This window comes from Klebsiella sp. MPUS7 (assembly GCF_009905335.1).
Lineage (GTDB): Bacteria > Pseudomonadota > Gammaproteobacteria > Enterobacterales > Enterobacteriaceae > Klebsiella > Klebsiella grimontii.
Genome location: NZ_CP047604.1, coordinates 244,798 through 267,594 on the forward strand (window position 1 = coordinate 244,798; position 22,797 = coordinate 267,594).

The 22,797-nt window shown below is 59.0% G+C and carries 16 protein-coding genes; 12 read left to right on the top strand and 4 right to left on the bottom strand.

What is annotated here, in order from left to right; genetic code table 11:
- Positions 1-7: 7 nt before the first annotated feature.
- From GUC22_RS01140 to GUC22_RS01150, 3 genes are all read left to right on the top strand, one after another.
- Positions 8-1,006: a glycosyl hydrolase family 8 gene (locus GUC22_RS01140; RefSeq protein ID WP_032711096.1), complete on the top strand. Its 999-nt coding sequence runs from the start codon at positions 8-10 to the stop codon at positions 1,004-1,006.
- 265 nt (positions 1,007-1,271) lie between these two features.
- Complete coding sequence (locus GUC22_RS01145; protein ID WP_049089316.1) at positions 1,272-1,379, top strand: type I toxin-antitoxin system toxin Ldr family protein; 108 nt, start codon at positions 1,272-1,274, stop codon at positions 1,377-1,379.
- Between the two features lie 369 nt (positions 1,380-1,748).
- The gene (locus tag GUC22_RS01150; protein ID WP_004132660.1) at positions 1,749-1,856 is read left to right on the top strand and encodes a type I toxin-antitoxin system toxin Ldr family protein; all 108 of its coding nucleotides are present in this window, start codon (positions 1,749-1,751) and stop codon (positions 1,854-1,856) included.
- 83 nt (positions 1,857-1,939) lie between these two features.
- On the opposite strand, the gene bcsG is transcribed toward GUC22_RS01150, so the two are convergent.
- From bcsG to bcsE, 3 genes are read right to left on the bottom strand one after another with little or no spacing between them, the layout of a single operon-like run.
- Entirely contained in the window at positions 1,940-3,616 is a 1,677-nt protein-coding gene (gene bcsG / locus GUC22_RS01155; protein ID WP_154955112.1) for a cellulose biosynthesis protein BcsG, read from the bottom strand.
- Positions 3,613-3,810 carry a cellulose biosynthesis protein BcsF gene (gene bcsF, locus GUC22_RS01160; protein ID WP_004106715.1) on the bottom strand — a complete coding sequence of 66 codons (198 nt, stop codon included), beginning with the start codon at positions 3,808-3,810 and terminating at the stop codon, positions 3,613-3,615. The genes bcsG and bcsF overlap by 4 nt, the downstream gene beginning before the upstream one ends.
- Entirely contained in the window at positions 3,807-5,363 is a 1,557-nt protein-coding gene (gene bcsE, locus GUC22_RS01165) for a cellulose biosynthesis protein BcsE (RefSeq protein WP_024359768.1), read from the bottom strand. The genes bcsF and bcsE overlap by 4 nt, the downstream gene beginning before the upstream one ends.
- A gap of 167 nt (positions 5,364-5,530) precedes the next feature.
- On the opposite strand from bcsE, the gene bcsR reads away from it, so the two are divergent.
- The 9 genes from bcsR to GUC22_RS01210 all read left to right on the top strand — a co-directional run bounded on the left by bcsR (position 5,531) and on the right by GUC22_RS01210 (position 21,618).
- Positions 5,531-5,719, top strand: a complete 189-nt coding sequence (bcsR, locus tag GUC22_RS01170) for a cellulose biosynthesis protein BcsR (protein ID WP_004126335.1) — start codon at positions 5,531-5,533, stop codon at positions 5,717-5,719.
- A gap of 11 nt (positions 5,720-5,730) precedes the next feature.
- Entirely contained in the window at positions 5,731-6,468 is a 738-nt protein-coding gene (bcsQ, locus tag GUC22_RS01175) for a cellulose biosynthesis protein BcsQ (protein WP_024359769.1), read from the top strand.
- Positions 6,465-9,083 (top strand): UDP-forming cellulose synthase catalytic subunit, encoded by a 2,619-nt coding sequence (gene bcsA / locus GUC22_RS01180; RefSeq protein ID WP_064371542.1) that lies wholly within the window; start codon positions 6,465-6,467, stop codon positions 9,081-9,083. The genes bcsQ and bcsA overlap by 4 nt, the downstream gene beginning before the upstream one ends.
- A gap of 10 nt (positions 9,084-9,093) precedes the next feature.
- Positions 9,094-11,427, top strand: a complete 2,334-nt coding sequence (gene bcsB, locus GUC22_RS01185; RefSeq protein WP_049131694.1) for a cellulose biosynthesis cyclic di-GMP-binding regulatory protein BcsB — start codon at positions 9,094-9,096, stop codon at positions 11,425-11,427.
- 3 nt (positions 11,428-11,430) lie between these two features.
- The gene (bcsZ, locus tag GUC22_RS01190) at positions 11,431-12,540 is read left to right on the top strand and encodes a cellulose synthase complex periplasmic endoglucanase BcsZ (protein WP_024359772.1); all 1,110 of its coding nucleotides are present in this window, start codon (positions 11,431-11,433) and stop codon (positions 12,538-12,540) included.
- Entirely contained in the window at positions 12,522-16,007 is a 3,486-nt protein-coding gene (gene bcsC, locus GUC22_RS01195) for a cellulose synthase complex outer membrane protein BcsC (RefSeq protein ID WP_160183322.1), read from the top strand. Before bcsZ ends, bcsC begins: the two co-directional genes overlap by 19 nt.
- Positions 16,008-16,443: 436 nt before the next feature.
- A complete protein-coding gene (gene hmsP, locus GUC22_RS01200; RefSeq protein WP_049130641.1) occupies positions 16,444-18,450 on the top strand; it encodes a biofilm formation regulator HmsP in 2,007 nt (668 codons plus the stop codon).
- A gap of 154 nt (positions 18,451-18,604) precedes the next feature.
- Positions 18,605-19,891, top strand: a complete 1,287-nt coding sequence (locus GUC22_RS01205) for a dicarboxylate/amino acid:cation symporter (RefSeq protein WP_004126321.1) — start codon at positions 18,605-18,607, stop codon at positions 19,889-19,891.
- 221 nt (positions 19,892-20,112) lie between these two features.
- Complete coding sequence (locus GUC22_RS01210) at positions 20,113-21,618, top strand: M16 family metallopeptidase (RefSeq protein ID WP_024359775.1); 1,506 nt, start codon at positions 20,113-20,115, stop codon at positions 21,616-21,618.
- A 183-nt stretch (positions 21,619-21,801) separates the two neighbouring features.
- Here GUC22_RS01210 and GUC22_RS01215 read toward each other — a convergent pair whose 3' ends face one another.
- The gene (locus tag GUC22_RS01215; RefSeq protein WP_004134245.1) at positions 21,802-22,737 is read right to left on the bottom strand and encodes a sugar kinase; all 936 of its coding nucleotides are present in this window, start codon (positions 22,735-22,737) and stop codon (positions 21,802-21,804) included.
- Positions 22,738-22,797 lie beyond the last annotated feature (60 nt).

Genomic DNA, 22,797 nt, shown 5'->3' on the forward strand with positions numbered 1-22,797 from the left:
TGAATTTATGTCCTTGCGTGCTTTAGCGACAGTCGTGGTGACGACGATGATGATGCTTCCCCACGCGTGGGCCGATACGGCGTGGGAAAGCTATAAATCGCGTTTTATGATGCCGGACGGGCGCATTATTGATACCGGCAATGGCAACGTCTCTCATACCGAAGGGCAAGGTTTTGCCATGCTATTAGCGGTGGCCAATAACGATCGCCCCGCCTTTGACAAGCTATGGCAGTGGACCGATAAAACGCTGCGTAACAAAGAAAACGGGCTATTTTACTGGCGCTATAATCCGGTGGCGCCTAATCCGGTGGCGGATAAAAACGATGCCACCGATGGCGATACCCTGATTGCCTGGGCGCTGCTGCGCGCGCAGCAGCAGTGGCATGAAAAATCCTACGGCAGCGCGTCGGATGCGATAACCGCTTCGCTACTGAAGTCCACGGTGGTCACCTTCGCCGGCCGTCAGGTCATGCTTCCGGGCGCGAAGGGATTCTATCTCAACGATCATCTGAACCTTAATCCCTCCTACTTTATCTTTCCGGCATGGCAGGCCTTCGCCGCGCGGACGCATTTAACCGCCTGGCGAAAGCTGCAAAGCGATGGTCAGGCGCTGCTGGGGAAAATGGCGTGGGGGACATCTCAGCTTCCCAGCGACTGGGTCGCCTTAAGAGCGGACGGCAGGATGGAGCCGGCAAAAGAGTGGCCGACGCGGATGAGCTTCGATGCGATCCGTATTCCGCTGTATGTTTACTGGAACGACCCGAAAAGCAGCCTGCTGACGCCATGGAAAAACTGGTTCCAGCGCTATCCGCGTCTGCAAACGCCGGCGTGGATCAACGTCAATACCGATGAAGTGGCGCCGTGGTTTATGACCGGCGGGCTACTGGCGGTACGCGATTTAACCCTTGGCGAAGCGCAGGCCGAGCCGCAGATTAGTGCCCAGGACGACTATTATTCCGCCAGCCTGAAGCTGCTGGTATGGCTGGCAAATAAAGACCAGTCGTAAACTGTGGAAGGCGCCTCGAATAACGCGCCAGGGCCGGGTGCTGAAATCGGAAGAGCGCCGTAGAATCATCGGCAAGCCGGGTTCGCCCGGTGAGGCGCAATGTTGCGGGGGCTTGAACCCCGGCGGCATAGAGAGATGGTTGCTGGAAAGAGAAAAACCCCCGCACGTTGTTCGGTATCAACCTGGCAACGTTTCGGGGGCTACTCTCGAACCTCAACAATTCGAGGATAGCCGCGAACGGTTGCCATTGCAACAAGGCGGCTGTATGACGCTCGCTCAGTTGGGCATGGTGCTGTGGGGCGATCTGGCGGCTCCGGTAATTGCCGGCATTCTTGTCAGCATGATCGTGAGCTGGATGGATAACCGCAAGTAACCGGCCGGTGGGTATCTGCCTGCCTTAGTGGCAGCATGCGCCCGAACGGGGCCGCAGGGGTAAAATCCTGCGGCCTTTTTCGTTGTATTGCTGAAACAAAAACGATCCTGGAATGCGCTTCGCACGCTGCGTAATGGGGGAGTGCGGGTACCGGGGCGGAGCAGTAGAATCATCGGCAAGCCGGGTTCGCCCGGTGAGGCGCAATGTTGCGGGGGCTTGAACCCCGGCGGCATAGAGAGATGGGTTGCTGGAAAGAGAAAACCCCCGCACGTTGTTTGGTATCAACCTGGCAACGTATCGGGGGCTAACCTCGCATCTAGACCATTCGAGGATAGCCGCGAACGGTTGCCATTGCAACAAGGCGGCTGTATGACGCTCGCTCAGTTGGGCATGGTGCTGTGGGACGATCTGGCGGCTCCGGTGATTGCTGGCATTCTGGTCAGCATGATCGTGAGCTGGATGGATAACCGCAAGTAGCCAGCCGGTGGGTATCTGCCTGCCTTAGTGGCAGCATGCGCCCGAACGGGGCCGCAGGGGTAAAATCCTGCGGCCTTTTTCGTTTACTGCGGATAAGGCACCCAGCTGCCGCCGTTCAGCTGAACATACGGTTTCCCCTGGTACTGAATGACGATGGCGTTGGAGTTTTCCGACACCGCCGCGCTCTGCGGCAGGTTGGCAATATACTGCTGCCAGTTGATGTCGTTTTCGTCAAACATCTTGCCGTCGAGGGCGCGAACCACCAGCTCCGAAATCGCCAGGTAGCTGCTTGGCTGGTTGATGATTATCGGCGCATCGGGATGTTGCGCTTTAATGCCGAAGAATTTCACCGCCGCCGGAACGTTGGTGATGGAAGGACTGGGAATATCGCGCAGGCCGGAAACCTGCATTTTGTCGCCTTTCAACGCCGCGCCGTGTTCCGGTACAACGATGACCAGCACCTTACGTCCCGATTTCTCCAGCTCGGTGAAGAAACTGTCCAGCTCATCGAAGAACTTCTGCGCACGGGCTTTATAGTCCGCGGTTTTGCTCTGGCCCGGATAGTGGTTGCCGTCATGCAGCGGCAGCGTGTTGTAGAAGGTCGCCGTACGCGGCGTATTCAGCTTATCCAGCGTCTGCAGCCAGCGGTTCAGCGTTGCCTGGTCGTCATAGACCGGGGAGCCGTCAAAGCCCTGCAGAATCACCGGCAGGCCGGATTGATCCATCAGCGGGCTCTGGATACCACCCAGCGAGCGCAGCTCTTTCAGGAAGTCGCCGAAGATACCGTTGTGACCGAGCATCAGCTGCTGGGTAAAGCCCAGCTTCGCGAGGTTTTCAAACAGATAGCATTCGCTGCCTGACGGCTGGTAGAGGTTGGCGTGCGAGAGCTGGCCGCAGCTGGCGCGCAGCAGACGCGCCGCCGCCGGGCCGCTGTAGGAGGTCGCCGAGTTAAAGTTTTTGAACAGCAGGTCGAAATGCTTCCACAGCGGATGGTCCGTCAGCCCGGCCGATTCAATATCTGACCATGAGAGCGAGCAGATATTGATAATCAGGACATCGAACGGCTGAGCATCGGCCGGAAGCGCGTCCGGGAAAGTGGTTTTACGTTTCTGCTCGGAAGCATAAAAGGCGTTCAGCCAGTTGGTCAGATTGGTTGACGTCGGCGGCTCGGTTTGCGGCGGAATATCGTTATTCGCCGGCGCGGTATTGGTCGCGATGGCCGTACCGCCGGTCGTATTCGCGGCGGTGTTCGCCGCCGCTGCCGTTGGCTGACCTGCCGGCCAAAGAGTGAAAGAGGGCAGCAGCGGGCTGACGACCAGCCAGACCATGATTGCGGAGACGAAAACCGTCACCCGCAGCCACTGGCTGATAAACAGCCATAAAACCAGCAGCACGAAGAACGCGCCGACCATATTCCAGTTAATAAAGCGGGTCACCAAATCCCAGATATAGTCGGCGCTAAAGCCGGCAATCTGCGAGCCCTGGCTGGCAATACTTTCCGGTCCGGGCAGCCAGGTGTCGTGCCAGAACAGCATAAAGCCCAGCGGGATCGCTATCCAGTGGCGGATGCGGTGCAGCTTATACTGTGGAATCGGCACCAGCAGGAAGGCCAGAAACACCAGGTTTAACATGGGATGAAAATTGAGGTATCCCGCCCATAGCAAAGCGAACTTCACCAGAAAGTAGAAGTTCCAGCCAGATAAGCCTCGCCAGTACCGCCAGAGCGGAAGCGACGCGGTGGGTGTTTTGGGTTTGGTCATTTCGTTGATTTGCCTTGCCTGGATGCCGCTTCCCGGCGCAGCACGCCAGCCGGTTTGACATAACGGGGTTTAAAGAACATCAGTCTTAAGGTGGTGCGAATACGCCGCTGGTAGTGGCGCGTCAGATATCCCAGCGGGAAGAACAGCAGGGCGCACAGGACGACCAGCTGAATAATATCGGCGATTGACATCATAAGGTTGGCTCCCCATCAATGGACAGACGGTGCGGCTCGGGATTTCGCCGCCAGCTTCGCCCGTCATGGGTCGCGTTGATGGTTTCATTTTTGCCAAGCGAGACAGGCAGCGGCGTATTCCAGTTCTCCGGCAGAATTCCGCGCATCTGCATGATTTCAGCCGTTATCTGTTTATCTTCGAACCAAATCATACGGTTAGAAAAAATATCGCCGGTTGGTAAAGGGAAAATATGGTTTAACGCGGTGTCCAGGTCGTTCACCCGGCAAAATGACAGGAACAGCACCAGGCGATTGTTACCGATGGTCATAATGTCGCCCATGCGGTTGGGCTTACACAGGGTCAGCGCCTGCTCTACGCGCAGGCCGGGCGCCGGGCGCAGGGCCACCATCACGCCTTTGCCATCGGCGGGCAGCATGGTGTTGGCCATAATATTGTGCACCGCTTCGCAGAAGGCCTCCCATTTCTGGTAGCCGCGCAGTTTTAGCGGCTGGCTCCAGGTCAGCAGAGTATTAAAATCTTCCGGGATATGGCGGGTAAATTGCTGTTTCTGAACGCTTTCTATAAGCGTAAGGCAGCGGGATAGCGGCGCGCCGCTGGGAATAACCATATTGGCGCCGCTGCTCAGCAGCAGGCGTTCATCGGTGGCGCGCAGGCTTGGCGTTTGTTCGCGGACGACAATTTTTAGCGCGCTGCCGCGCTGTCGGCGCAGGGTATGGATATAGCGTCCCAGCTGTTCAATCTGCTCATTCTGGGTAATGGAGAAGATCAGCGTTGCCGCCTGCGCCATCCTCCCGGCGTTGAAAACGGCGTCGTTGGTATCGAACAGCGTCCAGTATTCAGAAAGCGCGGGCGCCCCCTCCAGTACGCGCAGATTGCTGAGAATGACTTTCTCATCGCTGCGCGGCTGCACCACCGTTTCTTCATCCTGCGCCAGCCGCCAGCCGTTCTCATCCTGGAGAATAATGAGCTGCTGCCGGGCGCTGATGCCTTTTTCACTCCCCCACCAGGCGATATCGAACAGGTGGTTATCCCCCTGGAAACGAATACTTGCCAGGCCGGAAAGCGAGCGGTACTCGCGTAGTAAAGGGGAGAGTTGCTTATCGATATCGTGCCCGGAATTAAGTACTAATAATGAACAACGATGATAATTAGTCCAGCGATATGATTTTTCAACCCAATTGCATAGATCTTCGCTTTTTATATTCTGCCAGGCATTTTCAGCGCATAGCAGAATAAACAAATAATTGCCAGGTTCGAGGGAGCAAACTAAATCACGGTGCATTTCTGCCAGCCCCTCAAAGCGGTTCGGCATGCTAAATAATGCGATCTTTTCTGGGCCGCGATCTTTCCCAGGTGCAATGATTTTATTGGGGTTCTCGCCCATGACTATCGCTGCAACCTGGCTCTGTTTATCCTGGGCAGCCAGCGTATGGTTGAGCAGGCTTACCGCGTCGGCATGGCGGTCGACATTCAGCCACCATACTCCACCCACGGGCATATGGCATACTTCGTCCCATAATGATGAAATACCCAAAGAATATACGATATCCACGGCGTCCCTCGTGAGACTTGATTTACACTTGATTAGTTTACTAGCGAAAGCGTCAGAGTAAACCTAACATTGAAATTAAAGGACATCAGTTTTAGCATGTAAACATATTTTAAGGATGAACTTACGCCTCTCGGTTTAATTTATTGTATTTTCCAACGGACAGAGAAATGCCAGCAAAAGAGCCTGCTGTACCCACCGATGCGACTTTGGGCTACACCTTTCAAAATGATTTCCTGGCGTTAAGCCGGGCATTTTCCCTGCCTGATATTAACTACCACGATATTTCCCGACGCGAGCAGTTAACCGCGGCGCTAAAACGTTGGCCATTACTGGCTGAATTAGCAGAGAAAAAGTAAGGAAGCCATCGATGGCGATTCTGGGATTACAGGGCGTGCGCGGCGGTACTGGCACCACGTCGATTACCGCTGCGCTGGCCTGGGCGCTGCAGTTACTTGGTGAAACCGTACTGGTGGTGGACGCCAGCCCGGACAACATGCTGCGCTTCTTTTTCAACGTCGATTTCAGCCACAAAGCGGGCTGGGCGCGCGCCACGATCGACGGCACCGACTGGCGCGACGCCGGGCTGCGCTATACTTCGCATATCGATCTGTTGCCTTTTGGTCAGCTGACGCCGGGCGAGCGCGAAAATATTGAGCGGCTCCAGCCGACGCTGGCGCCGATGGCCGGGATCGTGCAGAAGCTCCACCAGCAGGGCGATCACCGCTGGCTGCTGATTGACCTGCCGGACGGTTATTCCCCGCTGACCCGCTCCTTGATCAACGTCTGCGACCGCACGCTGGTCGTGGTCCACCCGGACGGCAATAGCCATATTCGTCTCCATCAGCAGGCGCTGCCGGTCAATAGCGATATTTTGATTAACGATCTGCGCGTCGGCAGCCAGCTGCAGGAGGATTTGTATCAGCTGTGGCTGGAGAGCCAGCGGCGCATTTTGCCGGTGACTATCCATCGTGATGAGGCGATGGCGGAGTGTCTGGCGGCCAAGCAGCCCCTCGGCGAATACCGCCAGGACTCGCTGGCGGCGGAGGAGATACTGACGCTTGCCAACTGGTGTCTGCTGCACTACGCCGGGAAGGGGGCGGAATGATTCGCCTGAGCGCGCTGCTGCTGGCGCCGCCGGTCGGGAAACGGCTGAGCGAGCGCTATCTTGATTACCGCCAGCACGGCGCCTCGTGGCTGTCGGCCGCGCTGGGCTGCCTGTGGGCGTCATTGGCATGGGCGTTTATGCCGCTGGAAACGCCGCGCTGGCAGGCTATCCGCGAACGTCACGGCGAGTTTTTCCCGCATATTAATCCGCATCGGCCGCGCCCGCTGGACCCGATTCGCTACCTGCTGCAAGCCGTGTGGCTGCTGGCGACGCGGGTGCCGGAGCCGGATAAAAAGATTAACTGGCGTTCCCTGGCGGCGCTGGAAGGCGTCCAGGGGCGCTACGCCCAGTGGCTGGAAAAGCTGCCGGAAAAGGTCAACGCCCGTACCGGCCATCTGGATAAGCATAAAGAGCTGGGGCACCTGAATCCGAAGATACGGCGGCTTATTCTGGGCGCAATAACCTTTTTCTCGCTGATCCTCGCGCTGCTCTGCATTACCCAGCCGTTTAATCCGCTCTCGCAGTTTATTTTCCTGTTGCTCCTGTGGGGCGTAGCGCTGCTGGTGCGGCGCATTCCTGGGCGCTTTTCGGCCCTGATGCTGATCGTGCTGTCGCTGACCGTCTCCTGCCGCTACATCTGGTGGCGCTACACCTCGACGCTCAACTGGGATGACCCCGTGAGCCTGGTGTGCGGGATAATTCTGCTGTTTGCTGAAACCTACGCCTGGGTGGTGCTGGTGCTGGGCTATTTCCAGGTCGTGTGGCCGCTGAACCGTCAGCCGGTCCCGCTGCCGGAGGATATGGCGCAGTGGCCGACGGTCGATATTTTCGTGCCGACCTATAACGAAGACCTCAACGTGGTGAAAAACACCATTTACGCTTCGCAGGGGATCGACTGGCCGAAGGACAAGCTTAATATCTGGATCCTCGACGACGGCGGGCGCGAAGAGTTCCGCCAGTTCGCCAAAGACGTCGGGGTGCACTACATTGCGCGCACCACCCATGAGCACGCGAAAGCCGGCAATATCAACAACGCGCTGAAGTACGCCAAGGGCGAGTTCGTGTCGATTTTCGACTGCGACCACGTGCCGACCCGTTCGTTTCTGCAGATGACCATGGGCTGGTTCCTGAAAGAGAAGAAGCTGGCGATGATGCAGACGCCGCACCACTTCTTCTCCCCGGACCCGTTTGAGCGCAACCTGGGGCGATTTCGCAAAACGCCGAACGAAGGCACGCTGTTTTATGGCCTGGTGCAGGACGGGAACGACATGTGGGATGCGACCTTCTTCTGCGGCTCCTGCGCGGTGATCCGCCGCGGCCCGCTGGATGAAATCGGCGGCATTGCCGTGGAAACGGTGACGGAAGACGCCCACACTTCTCTACGCCTGCACCGCCGCGGGCACACTTCAGCCTACATGCGTATCCCGCAGGCGGCTGGTCTGGCGACGGAGAGCCTGTCGGCGCATATTGGCCAGCGCATCCGCTGGGCCCGCGGGATGGTACAAATTTTCCGCCTTGATAACCCCTTGTTTGGCAAAGGGCTGAAGCTGGCGCAGCGCGTCTGCTACGTCAACGCGATGCTGCACTTTCTATCCGGTATTCCGCGGCTGATCTTCCTGACCGCGCCGCTGGCGTTTCTGCTGCTGCACGCCTATATCATCTATGCGCCTGCCCTGATGATCGCCCTGTTCGTGCTGCCGCATATGATTCACGCCAGTCTGACCAACTCGAAGATTCAGGGCAAATACCGCCACTCTTTCTGGAGTGAAATTTATGAAACGGTGCTGGCGTGGTATATCGCGCCGCCGACCTTTGTCGCGTTGATTAACCCGCATAAGGGTAAATTCAACGTGACGGCGAAAGGCGGACTGGTGGAGGACGAGTACGTCGACTGGGTGATTTCGCGTCCCTATATCTACCTCGTGCTGCTGAACCTGGTCGGCGTCGGGGTAGGGATCTGGCGCTTTATATACGGCCCGGAAAACGAAATCCTGACCGTCTGGGTGAGCATTATCTGGGTGTTCTATAACCTGATTATCCTCGGCGGCGCGGTGGCGGTCTCGGTTGAAAGCAAGCAGGTGCGGCGATCGCACCGCGTGGAGATGTCGATGCCGGCGGCGATTGCCCGCGAAGATGGGCACCTGTTTTCCTGTACCGTCCATGATTACTCCGACGGCGGCCTCGGCGTCAAAATTCACGGCGAGGCGCAGGTGCTGGAAAGCCAGCACGTCAAGCTGCTGCTGAAGCGCGGGCAGCAGGAGTACGCCTTCCCGGTGCGGGTTGCGCGGGTCAACGGCAGCGAGGTTGGGCTACAGCTGCTGCCGTTAAGCAATCAACAACATATCGATTTTGTACAGTGTACGTTTGCCCGCGCAGATACGTGGGCGCTTTGGCAGGATAGCTTCCCGGAAGATAAGCCGATGGAAAGCCTGCTGGATATCCTGAAGCTGGGGTTCCGTGGATATCGTCACCTGGCGGAGTTCTCCCCGCCGTCGGTGAAGGGTATTTTCCGCTCGCTCACCATGCTGGTGGCCTGGTTTGTTTCGTTTATTCCGCGCCGTCCGGAACGCGCTGCGGCGACACTCTCGGCAGAACCGGCGATGGCTCAACAATGATGATAATGCGATGAACAGAAAACTCTCTTTGATTTGTGCAGTAGCGGTGGGCATTGGCGGCTGGTCCTCCTTCGCATCGTATGCGGAACCGACGGCGCAGGCCGTGCAGACGACGACGGTACCCGGTATCGCCGGTACGGTGGCGGACAGTCAGCCCACGGCGACGCTTGCCGACCCGGCGGCGCCGGTGGTGGTGCTGGATAACGCCCCGACCCGCGACGTGAAGCTGACCTTCGCTAAAATCGCCCCGCCTCCGGGCAGCATGGTGCTGCGCGGCGCGCGCCCTGAGGGTTCGGTAGAGTTCGGCATGCGCAGCGATGAAGTGGTGGCGAAAGCGCTGCTGAATCTCGACTACACGCCCTCTCCGTCGCTGCTGCCAGTGCAGTCGCAGCTGAAGGTGTATCTTAACGATGAGCTGATGGGCGTGCTGCCGGTCACCAAAGAGCAGCTGGGCAAAAAAGTCAGCGCGCAGATCCCTATCGATCCGCTCTATATCACCGACTTTAACCGCGTGCGTCTTGAGTTTGTCGGCCACTATCGCGATGTGTGTGAAAACCCGGCCAGCAGCACCTTGTGGCTGGACGTCGGTCGCGAAAGCTATCTGGATTTAACCTACCAGTCGCTGAACGTGCGCAACGATCTTTCGCATTTCCCGGTGCCGTTCTACGATTCGCGCGATAACCGCCAGCTGACGCTGCCGATGGTCTTCGCCTCCGCGCCGGATGTCCTGCAGCAGCAGGCGGCGGCCATTATCGCCTCCTGGTTCGGCAGCAAGGCGGGCTGGCGCGGCCAGCAGTTCCCGGTCCAGTTCAACCAACTGCCGGACCGTAACGCCATTGTTTTCGCGACTAACGATAAGCGCCCGGACTTCCTGCGCGAGCACCCGCCGGTTAAGGCGCCGACGATTGAAATGATCGACCACCCGGATAATCCGTACGTCAAGCTGCTGGTGGTCTTCGGGCGGGATGACAAAGACCTGCTGCAGGCGGCGAAGGGGATAGCCCAGGGCAATATTCTGTTCCGCGGCAGCAGCGTGACGGTTGACGATGTCAAACAGCTGCAGGCGCGTAAACCGTACGATGCGCCAAACTGGGTGCGTACCGATCGGGCAGTGACCTTTGCCGAGCTGAAAACCTACGAACAGCAGCTGCAATCCAGCGGCCTGGTGCCGGATTCCATCAACGTGGCGCTGAACCTGCCGCCGGACCTCTACCTGCTGCGCGCCAACGGCATCGATATGAACCTGAACTATCGCTACACCATGCCGCCAATTAAGGACAGCTCGCGCATGGATATCAGCCTTAACGATCAGTTCTTACAGTCCTTCAGCCTCAACAGCTCGCAGGATGTGAATAAGCTGATACTACGCCTGCCGGTGCTGCAGGGGCTGCTGGACGGCAAAACGGAAGTGACGATCCCGGCATTGCGCCTCGGCGCCATGAATCAGCTGCGCTTCGACTTCCAGTATATGAACCCGATGCCGGGCGGCTCCATCGATAACTGTATTACCTTCCAGCCGGTGCAGAACCACGTAGTGATTGGCGATGATTCGACCATCGACTTCTCGAAGTACTATCACTTTATGGCGATGCCGGATCTGCGCGTCTTTGCTAACGCGGGCTTCCCGTACAGCCGGATGGCCGATCTCGCCGATACCCTGGTCGTGGTGCCCAAATCGCCGACCGAGGGCCAGGTTGCCACGCTGCTGGAGACGGCCGGCGGCATTGGCGCGCAAACCGGCCTGGCGGCCATTAACCTGCGCATGACCGACGACGGCGGCCAGATTAAGGACAAAGACGCCGACCTGCTGCTGATTGGCTCCATTCCGCAGGCGCTGAAGGACGACACGAAAATCAACCTGCTGGTTGAAGCGACCAAAAGCTGGGTGAAAATGCCGATGCGCCACTACGATCTGGCCAGCATCTATCCCGATACCGAGGCCAGAACGCCGAATACCCGCACCGACGTCACGTCGACCGGGCCGATGGCGGCGATTATTGGCTTCCAGTCGCCGTACAACGATCAGCGCAGCGTCGTGGCGCTGCTGGCCGACAGCCCGCGCGGCAACGAACTGCTGACCCAGGCGCTTAACGACAGCGGTAAACGCGCGGCGATGTTTGGTTCCGTTGCGGTCATTCGTGAGTCGGGCGTTAACAGCCTGAGGGTGGGCGATATTTACTATATCGGCCACCTGCCGTGGTTCGAACGCATCTGGTTTGCACTCTCCAGCCATCCGGTGCTGCTGGCGATTCTGGCGGCGGTCAGCATCGTCCTGCTGGCATGGGTACTGTGGCGCATGCTGCGTATTATCAGCCGTCGCCGCCTCGATCTTGATGATGAGTAATTGATGATGAACGCGGTACGTAGTGTGGTGTTATCGGTATTGATGCTGGCGGCGGCGCAGGTGAGCGCCGCCTGCCAGTGGCCGGCCTGGGAGCAGTTTAAAAAAGAGTACGTCAGCGCCGAAGGTCGGGTTATCGATCCCAGCGATGCGCGAAAAATCACCACCTCGGAAGGGCAAAGCTACGGGCTGTTCTTTGCTCTGGCGGCTAACGATCGCGACGGTTTCCGCAAGCTGTTCGAGTGGACGCAAAACAACCTTGCCGAGGGCGACCTGCGCGCGCACCTGCCGGGCTGGCTGTGGGGGAAAAAGAGCGATGACCAGTGGACGGTGCTGGACAGCAACTCCGCCTCGGACTCCGACCTGTGGATAGCCTGGGCGCTGCTGGAAGCCGGACGTCTGTGGCAAACGCCTCACTATACGGAAGTCGGCAAAGCGCTGCTGGCGCGCATTGCCGCCGAAGAAGTGGCCACGGTGCCGGGGCTGGGGCCGCTGGTGCTGCCGGGAAAAGTCGGCTTTGTCGATGACGGCGGCTGGCGTTTTAATCCCAGCTACCTACCGCCGCAGCTGGCAACCTATTTTGCCGCGTTTGGCGCGCCCTGGCCGAAAATACGCGACAACAATCTGCGTCTGCTGCTGGAGACCGCGCCAAAAGGCTTCTCGCCTGACTGGGTGCGCTACCAGAAAGGGAAAGGCTGGCAGCTGAAAGCGGATAAACCGATTATCGGCAGCTATGACGCCATCCGCGTCTATCTGTGGACCGGTATGCTCGATGACGGCGATAAGCAAAAAGCCCCCCTGCTGGCGCGCTTTAAACCGATGGCGGCTCAGACGGTTTCACAGGGCGTGCCGCCGGAAAAAACCAACATCGCGACCGGTAAAACCACCGGCAATGGCCCGGTCGGCTTCTCCGCGGCGTTACTGCCGTTCTTGCAGAAGGAAGATGCCCGCGCCATACAGCGCCAGCGCGTCGCCGATGACTATCCCGGGGCGGATGCATACTACAGCGCGGTCCTGACCCTTTTCGGCCAGGGATGGGATCAACACCGTTTTCGTTTCACCGCCGGCGGTGAATTACGGCCTGACTGGAACCAGGAATGCACAAGTTCTCACTAAGCTTATTCACTCTCTCCCTGGGCGTCGCGCTGATGCCGCTGGCGCATGCCGCGACTACCCCTGTTCAGGAGCATCTACTGGAGCAGGTCCGCCTCGGCGAGGCCAGCAAACGTGAGGATTTGGTGCGCCAGTCGCTCTACCGCCTGGAATTGATCGACCCCAATAACCCGGACGTTGTCGCCGCGCGGATGCGTTATCTTCTCCGCCAGGGCGATACCGCCGGCGCGAAGCAGCAGCTGGAGCGTCTGGCGAAGCTGGCGCCGGAATCGCCTGAGCTGAAAGCCTCGCGCGACGAGATGAAAAGCAGCGCCGGCGATGGTCGCCAGGAGCTGCAGCAGGCGCGCCTGCTGGGCGTGGCCGGGAAGGTTGATGAGGCCATCGTCGCTTACGAGAAGCTGTTTAACGGCGTTCCTGATGATGATGATGCGGCGATTGAGTACTGGACGCTGGTGGCGCGGCTGCCCGCCCGTCATAACGAAGGCATCAATCAGCTGAAAAAACTTAACGCCCGCTTGCCGGGCAACGTCTCGCTGCAAACGGCGCTGGCGAAACAGATGTTTGGCGATAATAAGCCGGAAGAGGGATTTGCTTATCTGGAGCAGATGTCGCGCTCGGCGGCGGGCCGCGGTATCGCGGCGGATATCTGGTTTAACGAAGTGAAAAGCATGCCGGTCAGCCGGGCCAGCGTGCAGGCGCTGCAGCGCTTTCTCATGCAGTTTCCCACCGGTTCCACCTCGGCGAATGCCCGCGTCCTGCTCGCTCAGCAGCAGACGCAGCTAAAAGACCCGACGTTCCGCGATCGCGCGGAGGGGCTGGCGGCGGTGAAGGCCGGGAAAGGTTCGGTGGCCGTGGCCGATTTGCAGCAGGCCGTACGGGCGGATGCCAAAGACAGCGACGCGGTTGGCGCATTGGGGCAGGCGTATTCTCAGCGCGGCGATCGGGCGCGGGCGGTCGCCCAGTTGAGTAAAGCCATCAAAATGGACCCGGATAGCCCGAGCCGCGATAAGTGGGACAGCCTGCTCAAGACTAACCGCTACTGGCTGCTGATTAAGCAGGGCGATAGCGCCCTGAAAAGCGGCCAGCTGGCGCAGGCGCAAAATCATTACGCCCAGGCGCAGCGTATAGACAATACCGATAGCTATGCGGTGCTGGGGCTGGGCGACGTGGCGGCGGCGCGTAAAGAAAATGCGGCGGCGGAGCGTTACTACCAGCGCGCGCTGCGAATGGATCGCGGCAACAGCCTGGCGGTGCGCGGTCTGGCGAATCTGTATCGCGGCGAATCGCCGGAAAAAGCCAGCGCGTATATCGCCAGCCTGTCGCCGGGCCAGCGGCGCAGCATTGATGATATTGAACGCAGCCTGATCAACGATCGCCTGGAGAAACAGGCCGAAGCGCTGGAGAGCCAGGGCAACTGGGCGCAGGCGGCGGAAGTGCAGCGCAGACGGCTGGCGCTGGACCCGGATAGCGTGTGGATCGCCTACCGCCTGTCGCGGGATCTGGTCAGCGCGGGCAGCCGCAGCGAAGCCGATGCGATCATGCGCGCGATGGTCAACCGCCAGCCCGGCGATGCCGACCGGGTTTACGCCTACGGCCTCTATCTATCCGGGAATAATCAGGATGAGAGGGCGCTGGCGCAGATTAACGCCCTGCCGCGCGGGCAGTGGACGGACAATATCCGCGAGCTGGAGGCGCGCCTGCAAAGCGATAACGTGTTGCGTCAGGCAAACCAGCTGCGCGACGACGGCCAGGAAGACCGGGCCATCGCGCTGATTCAACAGCAGCCGGCGTCGGTGCGCTACGCGCTGACGCTGGCGGACTGGGCGCAGCAGCGCGGCGACAGCCAGACGGCGATTGCTCAATATCAGCGGGTGCTGGGCCAGCAGCTGGACAACGGCGATGCGCGTCTGGGCCTGGCGGAAGTGTATCTTGCCGATGGCGATAAAAACGCCGCCCGCGCCCAGGTGGCGCAGCTCAAGGGCGAAGACATCGATTCTATCAATATGCAGCGGCGTATCGCCCTGGCGCAGGCCGGGTTGGGCGATCGCGCTCAGGCGCAGCAAACCTTCGCCCGCATCGTGCCGCAGGCGAAAGCGCAGCCGCCGTCAATGGAAAGCGCGCTGGTGCTGCGCGACGCCGCGCGTTTTCAGGCGCAGAACGACGAGCCGCAGCAGGCGCTGGAAGGCTATAAAGATGCAATGGTGGCCTCCGGCGTTGCCCGCGAGCGCCCGCAGGATAACGACACCTTTACGCGGCTGACGCGTAACGATAGCAGCGATGACTGGCTGAAACGCGGGATCCGCAGCGACGCCGCCGATCTTTATCGTCAGCAGGATCTTAATGTCACCCTCGAACATGATTACTGGGGCTCCAGCGGTACCGGCGGCTATTCCGACCTGAAAGCGCATACCACCATGCTGCACGTGGACGCGCCGCTGGCCGACGGGCGCATGTTCTTCCGTACCGATCTGGTGAATATGAATGCCGGGAGCTTTTCGACGAAGAGCGACGGCAGCTATTCGCCGAGCTGGGGTACCTGCGGCGAAATCGCCTGTACCGGCGGCAGCAAACACCAGAGCGATAGCGGCGCCAGCGTCGCGGTGGGCTGGAAGAACGAGACCTGGAGCGGCGATATCGGCACTACGCCGATGGGCTTTAACGTCGTTGATGTGGTGGGCGGCCTGAGCTACAGCAGCGACGTTGGCCCGCTGGGCTACACCGTTAACCTCCACCGACGCCCCATCTCCAGCTCGCTGCTGGCCTTTGGCGGGCAGAAAGATAACCCTAACGACGGCCATACCGGCAAGAGCTGGGGCGGAGTGCGCGCCGACGGCGGCGGTGTGAGTCTGAGCTACGATAAAGGCGAAGCCAACGGCGTCTGGTCTTCGCTGGGCGTCGACCAGTTGACCGGGAAAAACGTCGCCGACAACTGGCGCGTGCGCTGGATGACCGGCTACTACTATAAAGTGGTTAATGAAGATAACCGCCGGGTCACCGTCGGCCTGAACAATATGCTCTGGCACTATGATAAAGACCTGAGCGGCTATACCCTGGGTCAGGGCGGTTACTACAGTCCGCAGGAATATGTCTCCTTCTCGGTGCCGGTCACCTGGCGTCAGCGGACGGAGAACTGGTCATGGGAGCTGGGAGGCTCGGTGTCGTGGTCCCATTCGCGCACCAAAACCGAGGCGCGCTATCCGCTGCTCAATTTGCTTCCCTCGCAGTATCGCCATGATGCCAGCCAGCTTACGGAAGAGGGCAGCAGCAGTTCCGGCGTCGGCTATACCGCGCGGGCGCTGATTGAGCGACGGGTCACCAGCAACTGGTTTGTCGGGGCGGCGGTGGATATTCAGCAGGCGAAGGATTACACCCCGAGCCACGCGCTGCTGTACGTCCGCTATTCAGCTTCCGGCTGGCAGGGCGATATGGATATGCCACCGCAGCCGTTGGTGCCTTACGCCGACTGGTAGCAGATTAGACTGAATTATGCGACAGGGCGCCACTCCACGGCGCTCTTCGCGTATACTCGTTGCCTTCGGTCAGGCACGCAGATTTCCCTTCCGGTGGCGCTGAAGCTGCACTGCGCGCTGCATCCCGGAGGCGGCGCGAGGGGCGCCTGTCCAGGCTACCGGCCCGATGGCGGTGGTGAACTTGTCGCCCGGACGGTTTTGTAGCCCGGGTAAGGCGTCAGCCGCCACCCGGGAATGCCCCCGGTTACGGGTCCGTGCGGTTTTGGGTTTTGTAGCCCGGACAGGCGCACCGCGCCGCCTCCGGGAAAACGTCCCGAAGGCATGGCTTTGCGCCCTCGGGCGCGGGCGAACAATTTGAGTATATAATCAGCCTGAAAATGACCGGCGTGGATGGATTTTCGTCGGATATACGTTCAGTTTCAGTGGAGAACCCCCGTTGCGCGTCAGCCGTTCACTTACAATTAAACAGATGGCGATGGTCGCGAGCGTGTCCATGGCGTTTGTACTGGTCTTCTGTTCTATTCTGCTGTTCCACTTCGTTCAGCAGAGTCGCTTTACCACGGCCACGCAGTTAGAAAGCATCGCGCGTTCCGTTCGCGAACCGCTGTCAGCGGCTATCCTGAAAGCCGATATCCCTGAGGCGGAAGCCATTCTGAGCCGTATTCAGCCCGCGGGCATCGTCAGCCGGGCGGATGTCGTGTTGCCCAACCAGTTCCAGGCGCTGCGGATGCGTTTTATTCCCGAACGCCCGGTGCCGGTGACGATCACCCGCATGTTCGAACTGCCGGTGCAGATTTCACTGCCAATTTACTCCCTTGAACGTCCGGCGAACCCTCAGCCGCTGGCCTATCTGGTGCTGCAGGCCGATTCCTACCGCATGTATAAATTCGTCATGAGCGCGCTGGCAACGTTAGTGACTGCTTACTTACTCTTGGTGCTGATTCTGACGGTGGCGATCACCTGGTGTATCAACCGCCTGATCGTCCGCCCGCTGCGTAAAATCGCCCGTGAGCTGAACGATGTCCCGCAGCATGAGCGTTTGGGCCATCAGCTCACGCTGCCGCGTTTACATCATGATGATGAAATCGGCATGCTGGTGCGTAGCTACAACCGCAACCAGCAGACGCTGCTGCGCATGCACGACGAGCTCTCTTTGCAGTCGACCCGTTTCCCGGTATCCGAGCTGCCGAACAAAGCCTTTCTGATGGCCATGCTGGAGCAAACCGTCGCCCGTCCGCAGCCGTCTGCACTGCTGATCGTCGCCTGCGAAACGCTGCAGGATACCGCTGGCGTACTCAAAGAGACGCAGCGCGAAATGCTACTGTTGACGCTCGTCGAAAAGCTGCGGGCGGTTATCCCGACGCAGATGGTGTTGGCCCAGGTGAGCGGCTACGATTTTGCGATTCTGGCCCACGGAATTACCGAACCCTGGCAGGCGGTGACGTTAAGTAAGCAAGTACTTACTGTCTTAAGCGAACGTTTACCGCTGCACGGCATCCAGCTGCGCCCCTGCGCCAGCGTCGGCATTGCGATGTTTCACGGTGAAATTAACGGCGAACAGCTCTATCGCCGGGCGTTTTCCGCCGCCGTCACCGCGCGGCGTAAAGGTAAAAATCAGATTGAGTTCTTCGATCCAGAACAGATGGAAAAAGCGCAGCGCCGCCTGATGGAAGAGCACGATATTTTAACGGCGCTTGATAATCAGCAGTTTGCCATCTGGCTGCAGCCGCAGATGGATACCGCCAGCGGCGAGGTCTGCGGTGCAGAGGCGCTGCTGCGTCAGCGTCAGGCTGACGGGAGCTGGTCGCTGCCGGGCGATCTGATTGAGCGTATCGAAGCCTGCGGCCTGATCGTTCCGGTCGGCTACTGGGTGATGGAAGAGGCCTGCCGACAGCTTGCCGCCTGGCAAAACCAGGGGATCATGCTGCCGTTATCGGTCAACGTGTCGCAGCTACAGCTGCTGCATCATGATCGCGGCGCGGAAATGCTGGCGCTGCTCGCGCGCTATCGTATCGCGCCAGGGACGCTGATACTCGAAGTCACCGAAAGTCGTCGAATAGACGACCCGCAGGCCATGATTTCCCTGCTGCGTCCGCTACGTGAAGCGGGCGTGCGGATCGCGTTGGATGACTTTGGTATGGGCTATGCCGGCCTGCGTCAACTGCAGCATATTAAATCGCTGCCGGTGGATATCCTGAAAATCGATAAAGTCTTTATCGATATGCTACCTGATGACATCAGCATGGTGCCCGCGATTATCCAACTGGCGCGAGGGCTGAATCTGCACATCGTCGCGGAGGGCGTCGAAACCGATGAGCAGTATCGCTGGCTGCAGGAGGCGGGCGTCGAGACGGTGCAAGGGTATCTTTTTGGCTGCGCCATGCCGCCTGAGGCTTTTATCGCTCGCTTTTTACCCGCCGCCGTAGAGGATGCAAGTTTGTAAACGTATTGTTAGCTTACGCGAGTCAGTTCAAATAAATTAACAATTACATTGCAATTTCATCACTCGTTATTTCTGAAATGTTTCATGGGTGTTATTTTTAAGCCACGGACGCAATACCCCCTCACGGTCTGTGGTTATATCCAAAGGACACCCTATGAAAATCTCTTTCTTTAAAAGCCTCTATGTCCAGGTTCTCTCGGCCATAGCGATCGGTATTCTGCTGGGCCATTTTTACCCGGAACTGGGTGCGCAGATGAAACCCCTCGGCGATGCCTTCGTTAAGCTGATTAAAATGATTATTGCCCCGGTTATCTTCTGTACTGTCGTGACGGGGATTGCCGGGATGGAGAGCATGAAGGCCGTCGGTCGCACCGGCGCGGTGGCGCTGCTCTACTTTGAAATCGTGAGTACCATTGCGCTGATCATCGGCCTGATTATCGTTAACGTGGTGCAACCCGGCGCCGGAATGAACGTTGACCCGGCGACCCTCGACGCGAAGGCCGTGGCGGTTTACGCCGAACAGGCGAAGGACCAGGGGATCGTGGCATTCTTGCTCGATATTATCCCCGGCAGCGTGATTGGCGCTTTCGCCAGCGGCAACATTCTGCAGGTGCTGATGTTTGCGGTGCTGTTTGGTTTCGCGCTGCACCGCCTCGGCAGCAAAGGCCAGCTGATTTTTAATGTTATCGAAAGCTTCTCACAGGTGATCTTCGGCATCATCAATATGATTATGCGCCTGGCGCCGATTGGCGCTTTCGGAGCCATGGCCTTTACCATCGGGAAATACGGCGTCGGTACGCTGGTGCAGCTCGGCCAGCTGATCGTCTGCTTCTACATCACCTGCATCCTGTTTGTGGTGGTGGTGCTGGGGTCAATCGCCAAAGCCACCGGCTTCAGCATCTTTAAATTTATCCGCTATATCCGCGAAGAGCTGCTGATCGTGCTGGGCACCTCTTCATCCGAGTCGGCGCTGCCGCGTATGCTCGATAAGATGGAAAAGCTGGGCTGCCGTAAGTCGGTGGTGGGGCTGGTGATCCCGACGGGGTACTCCTTTAACCTCGATGGAACCTCAATCTACCTGACGATGGCGGCGGTGTTTATCGCTCAGGCCACGAACAGCCATATGGATATTTTCCATCAAATAACCCTGCTGGTGGTGCTGTTGCTCTCCTCGAAGGGCGCGGCGGGGGTAACGGGCAGCGGCTTTATCGTCCTGGCGGCGACGATTTCCGCCGTCGGCCATTTGCCGGTCGCCGGTCTGGCGCTCATCCTCGGCATCGACCGTTTTATGTCCGAGGCGCGCGCGCTGACCAACCTGGTAGGTAACGGCGTAGCGACTATTGTGGTCGCGAAATGGGTTAAAGAGCTGGACTCACAGCAGCTCGATGATGTGCTGAATAACCGTACGCCGGTAAACAAATCGCACGAATTATCCTCATAAATCCATCTGTTAGGCCCATAGTTCCTTGCTGGACTATGGGCTCCTGCGCATAATTAGGGGTCGCTGCCGCATGCGCGGCGGTGACCCTTATGATTATTTCACGTCAACATGCGACATTTTCATCTCCGTGTGGTCTAACCGACGTACTTAACTCACCATATTTTTTCGGCGGCCCTCCCGTGGGCCGCTGTTGTAACCAGGAATGTTCATCAGGGGTTCACATGCAGGGCACAAAAATTCGACTCTTAACCGGTGGTTTGCTGATGTTGGCGACGGTCGGTTATGTGCAGGCAGAAGCGCTCCAGCCGGACCCGGCCTGGCAACAGGGGACACTGGCGAACGGGTTTCAGTGGCAGGTTCTGGCCACCCCGCAGCGTCCCAGCGATCGTATCGAAGTTCGCCTGTCCGTGAATATTGGCTCGCTGAGCGAAAGCACTCAGCAGAGCGGCTTTAGCCACTTTATCCCGCGTCTCGCGCTGACGCAAAACGGCGGCCTCCCGACCATGCAGGCCCGCTCGCTATGGCAGCAGAGTATTGACCCGAAGCGTCCTCTGCCGCCCGCCATCGTCTCTTATGACTACAGTTTGTTTAACCTGAGCCTACCGAATAACCGTAACGATCTGCTGAAAGAAGCGCTGAGCTGGCTGGCCAGCGCCAGCGGTAAAATGTCGATCACCCCGGAAGCGGTCAACCACGCGCTGCAGGGCGAAGATATGGTGGCGACCTGGCCTACGGATACCAAAGAAGGCTGGTGGCGCTATCGGCTGAAAGGGTCCACCATGCTGGGGCACGATCCGGCGGCGCCGCTGAAGCAGCCGGTGGATATTGCCCAGCTAAAAGACTATTACCACAAGTGGTACACGCCGGATGCCATGACCCTGATTGTGGTCGGCAACGTGGACAGCCGCAGCGTCGCGGAGCAAATCAACAAAACGTTCGGCGGCCTGAAGGGCAAGCGCGAAACGCCGGTGGCGGTTCCTACGCTGTCGCCGTTGCCGACGACGCCGGTCAGCATCATGACCGATGCGGTGCGCCAGGATAAGCTGTCGCTGATGTGGGATGCGCCGTGGCAGCCGATCCGCGACTCGGTAGCGCTACAGCGCTACTGGCGTGACGATCTGGCCCGGGAAGCGCTGTTCTGGCACGTACAGCAGAATCTGAGCAAAAGTAATATTAAGGATATCGGCCTGGGCTTTGACTGCCGCGTCCTCTATCAGCGCGCCCAGTGCGCGATCAATATCGAATCGCCGGGCGAGCGCCTGAACGCCAACTTAACCACCGTAGCGCGCGAGCTGGCGAAAGTACGCGATAACGGCCTGCCGCAGGAGGAGTTTGATGCCCTGATCGCGCAGAAAAACCTCGAGCTACAGAAGCTGTTCGCCACCTATGCGCGCACCGATACCTGGATCCTGATTAGCCAGCGGATGCGTTCGTTGCAAAATCAGGTGGTGGATATCGCGCCCGAGCAGTATCAGAAGCTGCGCCAGGAGTTTCTCAATTCGCTGACGGTCGACATGCTGAACCAGTATCTGCGGCAGCAGCTGTCGCAGGATATGGCGCTGGTATTGCAGCAGCCGCAGGGCGAGCCGGAATACAACATGAAGGATCTGCAGGCGACGTGGGAAAAGCTGATGGCGCCAGCGCCGGCGGCCGCAGCGGCGTCCAGCAGCACCAGTGACGTTGCGCAAGGGCGTAACGAAGCGACGGATATTCCGCCCGTACAGTAAAGCAAAACCGGATAGCGTGGCTATCCGGTGATTTAATGGCAAATCTGTTTTACGTATTGCTCGGGGTTGGCCCGGTGATTTTCCCGGCGGCGCAGGCGCGCTTTGTCCGGGTTAATGCCAGCGCCAGACAGTAGCCTGGCTAAGCGCAGCGCGAGCCGGGAAGCAGCAGCGCCGATTCTTCTGCTACCGTGACTGCGGCATCGCCTCGCGCGGGATAATCGCGCCGCGATACTGGATCACCGTGCTGGCGGTCAGATGTCCGCGTTTTGCCGCAGATTCGGCATCGCCGCCGGTCAGGCGCACGGCCAGGTAGCCAGCGCTGAAGGAATCGCCCGCCGCGGTGGTATCAACCACTTTCTCTTTCGGCAGCTTAACGGCCGGGACGTCCAGCTGCGGCTGTCCGGCAATCGCCACCAGACAGGAGTCGGCGCCGCGCTTAACCACTACTTCTTCCACGCCGGCGGCATGGGTGCGGGCAATCACTTCCGCCACCGGCTTCTCGCCCCACAGCGCGTCTTCGTCATCGAGGGTCAGGAAGGCGATATCGGTGCAGCTCAGCATCTGCTGATAAACCTGCTGCGTCTCCTCTTTGCTGCTCCACAGGCGCGGGCGATAGTTGTTATCAAAGATAACTTTGCCGCCGTTCGCCCGACACTCGCGCAGCAGGGTCAACAGCTTCTCGCGGCTGGTTGGGTTAAGGATCGCCAGGCTGATGCCGCTGAGATACAGATAATCAAAGGTCGCCAGCTCTTCACAGATGGCCGCGGACTGCTCGCTCTCCAGCCAGAACTTCGCCGCGGCTTCATTACGCCAGTAGTAAAAGGTGCGCTCGCCGGTATCGTCGGTTTCGATGTAGTAGAGGCCCGGTAGCCGGTCGGCCATGCGCTGAATCAGGTCAGTCTGGACATTCTCGCTCTGCCAGGATTCAAGCATTTGCTGGCTGAAGGTGTCCGTTCCCAGGGCGGTTACGTAGTGCACGCCCAGCGCGCTGGCGTCGGTCTGACGCGCAATGTAGACGGAAGTGTTTAAGGTATCGCCGCCAAAGCCGCGATTTACCGCCGCGCCTTTCTCTGACAGCTCAATCATGCATTCGCCGATGACGGCAATTTTCTTAGACATAGTGATGACCTGAAATTAAATCAATATTAACCCTAGTGTGCGCTGGGCCGCTTTTATGGT

What these genes read in the sequence shown, in the direction of transcription:
- bcsB (WP_049131694.1), top strand. Translation starts at nt 9,094, where the DNA reads ATGAACAGAAAACTCTCTTTGATTTGTGCAGTAGCGGTGGGCATTGGC.
- bcsA (WP_064371542.1), top strand. Translation starts at nt 6,465, where the DNA reads ATGATTCGCCTGAGCGCGCTGCTGCTGGCGCCGCCGGTCGGGAAACGG.
- GUC22_RS01215 (WP_004134245.1), bottom strand. Translation starts at nt 22,737, where the DNA reads ATGTCTAAGAAAATTGCCGTCATCGGCGAATGCATGATTGAGCTGTCA.
- bcsZ (WP_024359772.1), top strand. Translation starts at nt 11,431, where the DNA reads ATGATGAACGCGGTACGTAGTGTGGTGTTATCGGTATTGATGCTGGCG.
- GUC22_RS01150 (WP_004132660.1), top strand. Translation starts at nt 1,749, where the DNA reads ATGACGCTCGCTCAGTTGGGCATGGTGCTGTGGGACGATCTGGCGGCT.
- GUC22_RS01205 (WP_004126321.1), top strand. Translation starts at nt 18,605, where the DNA reads ATGAAAATCTCTTTCTTTAAAAGCCTCTATGTCCAGGTTCTCTCGGCC.
- bcsR (WP_004126335.1), top strand. Translation starts at nt 5,531, where the DNA reads ATGCCAGCAAAAGAGCCTGCTGTACCCACCGATGCGACTTTGGGCTAC.
- bcsF (WP_004106715.1), bottom strand. Translation starts at nt 3,810, where the DNA reads ATGATGTCAATCGCCGATATTATTCAGCTGGTCGTCCTGTGCGCCCTG.
- bcsG (WP_154955112.1), bottom strand. Translation starts at nt 3,616, where the DNA reads ATGACCAAACCCAAAACACCCACCGCGTCGCTTCCGCTCTGGCGGTAC.
- bcsC (WP_160183322.1), top strand. Translation starts at nt 12,522, where the DNA reads ATGCACAAGTTCTCACTAAGCTTATTCACTCTCTCCCTGGGCGTCGCG.
- GUC22_RS01145 (WP_049089316.1), top strand. Translation starts at nt 1,272, where the DNA reads ATGACGCTCGCTCAGTTGGGCATGGTGCTGTGGGGCGATCTGGCGGCT.
- bcsQ (WP_024359769.1), top strand. Translation starts at nt 5,731, where the DNA reads ATGGCGATTCTGGGATTACAGGGCGTGCGCGGCGGTACTGGCACCACG.
- GUC22_RS01140 (WP_032711096.1), top strand. Translation starts at nt 8, where the DNA reads ATGTCCTTGCGTGCTTTAGCGACAGTCGTGGTGACGACGATGATGATG.
- GUC22_RS01210 (WP_024359775.1), top strand. Translation starts at nt 20,113, where the DNA reads ATGCAGGGCACAAAAATTCGACTCTTAACCGGTGGTTTGCTGATGTTG.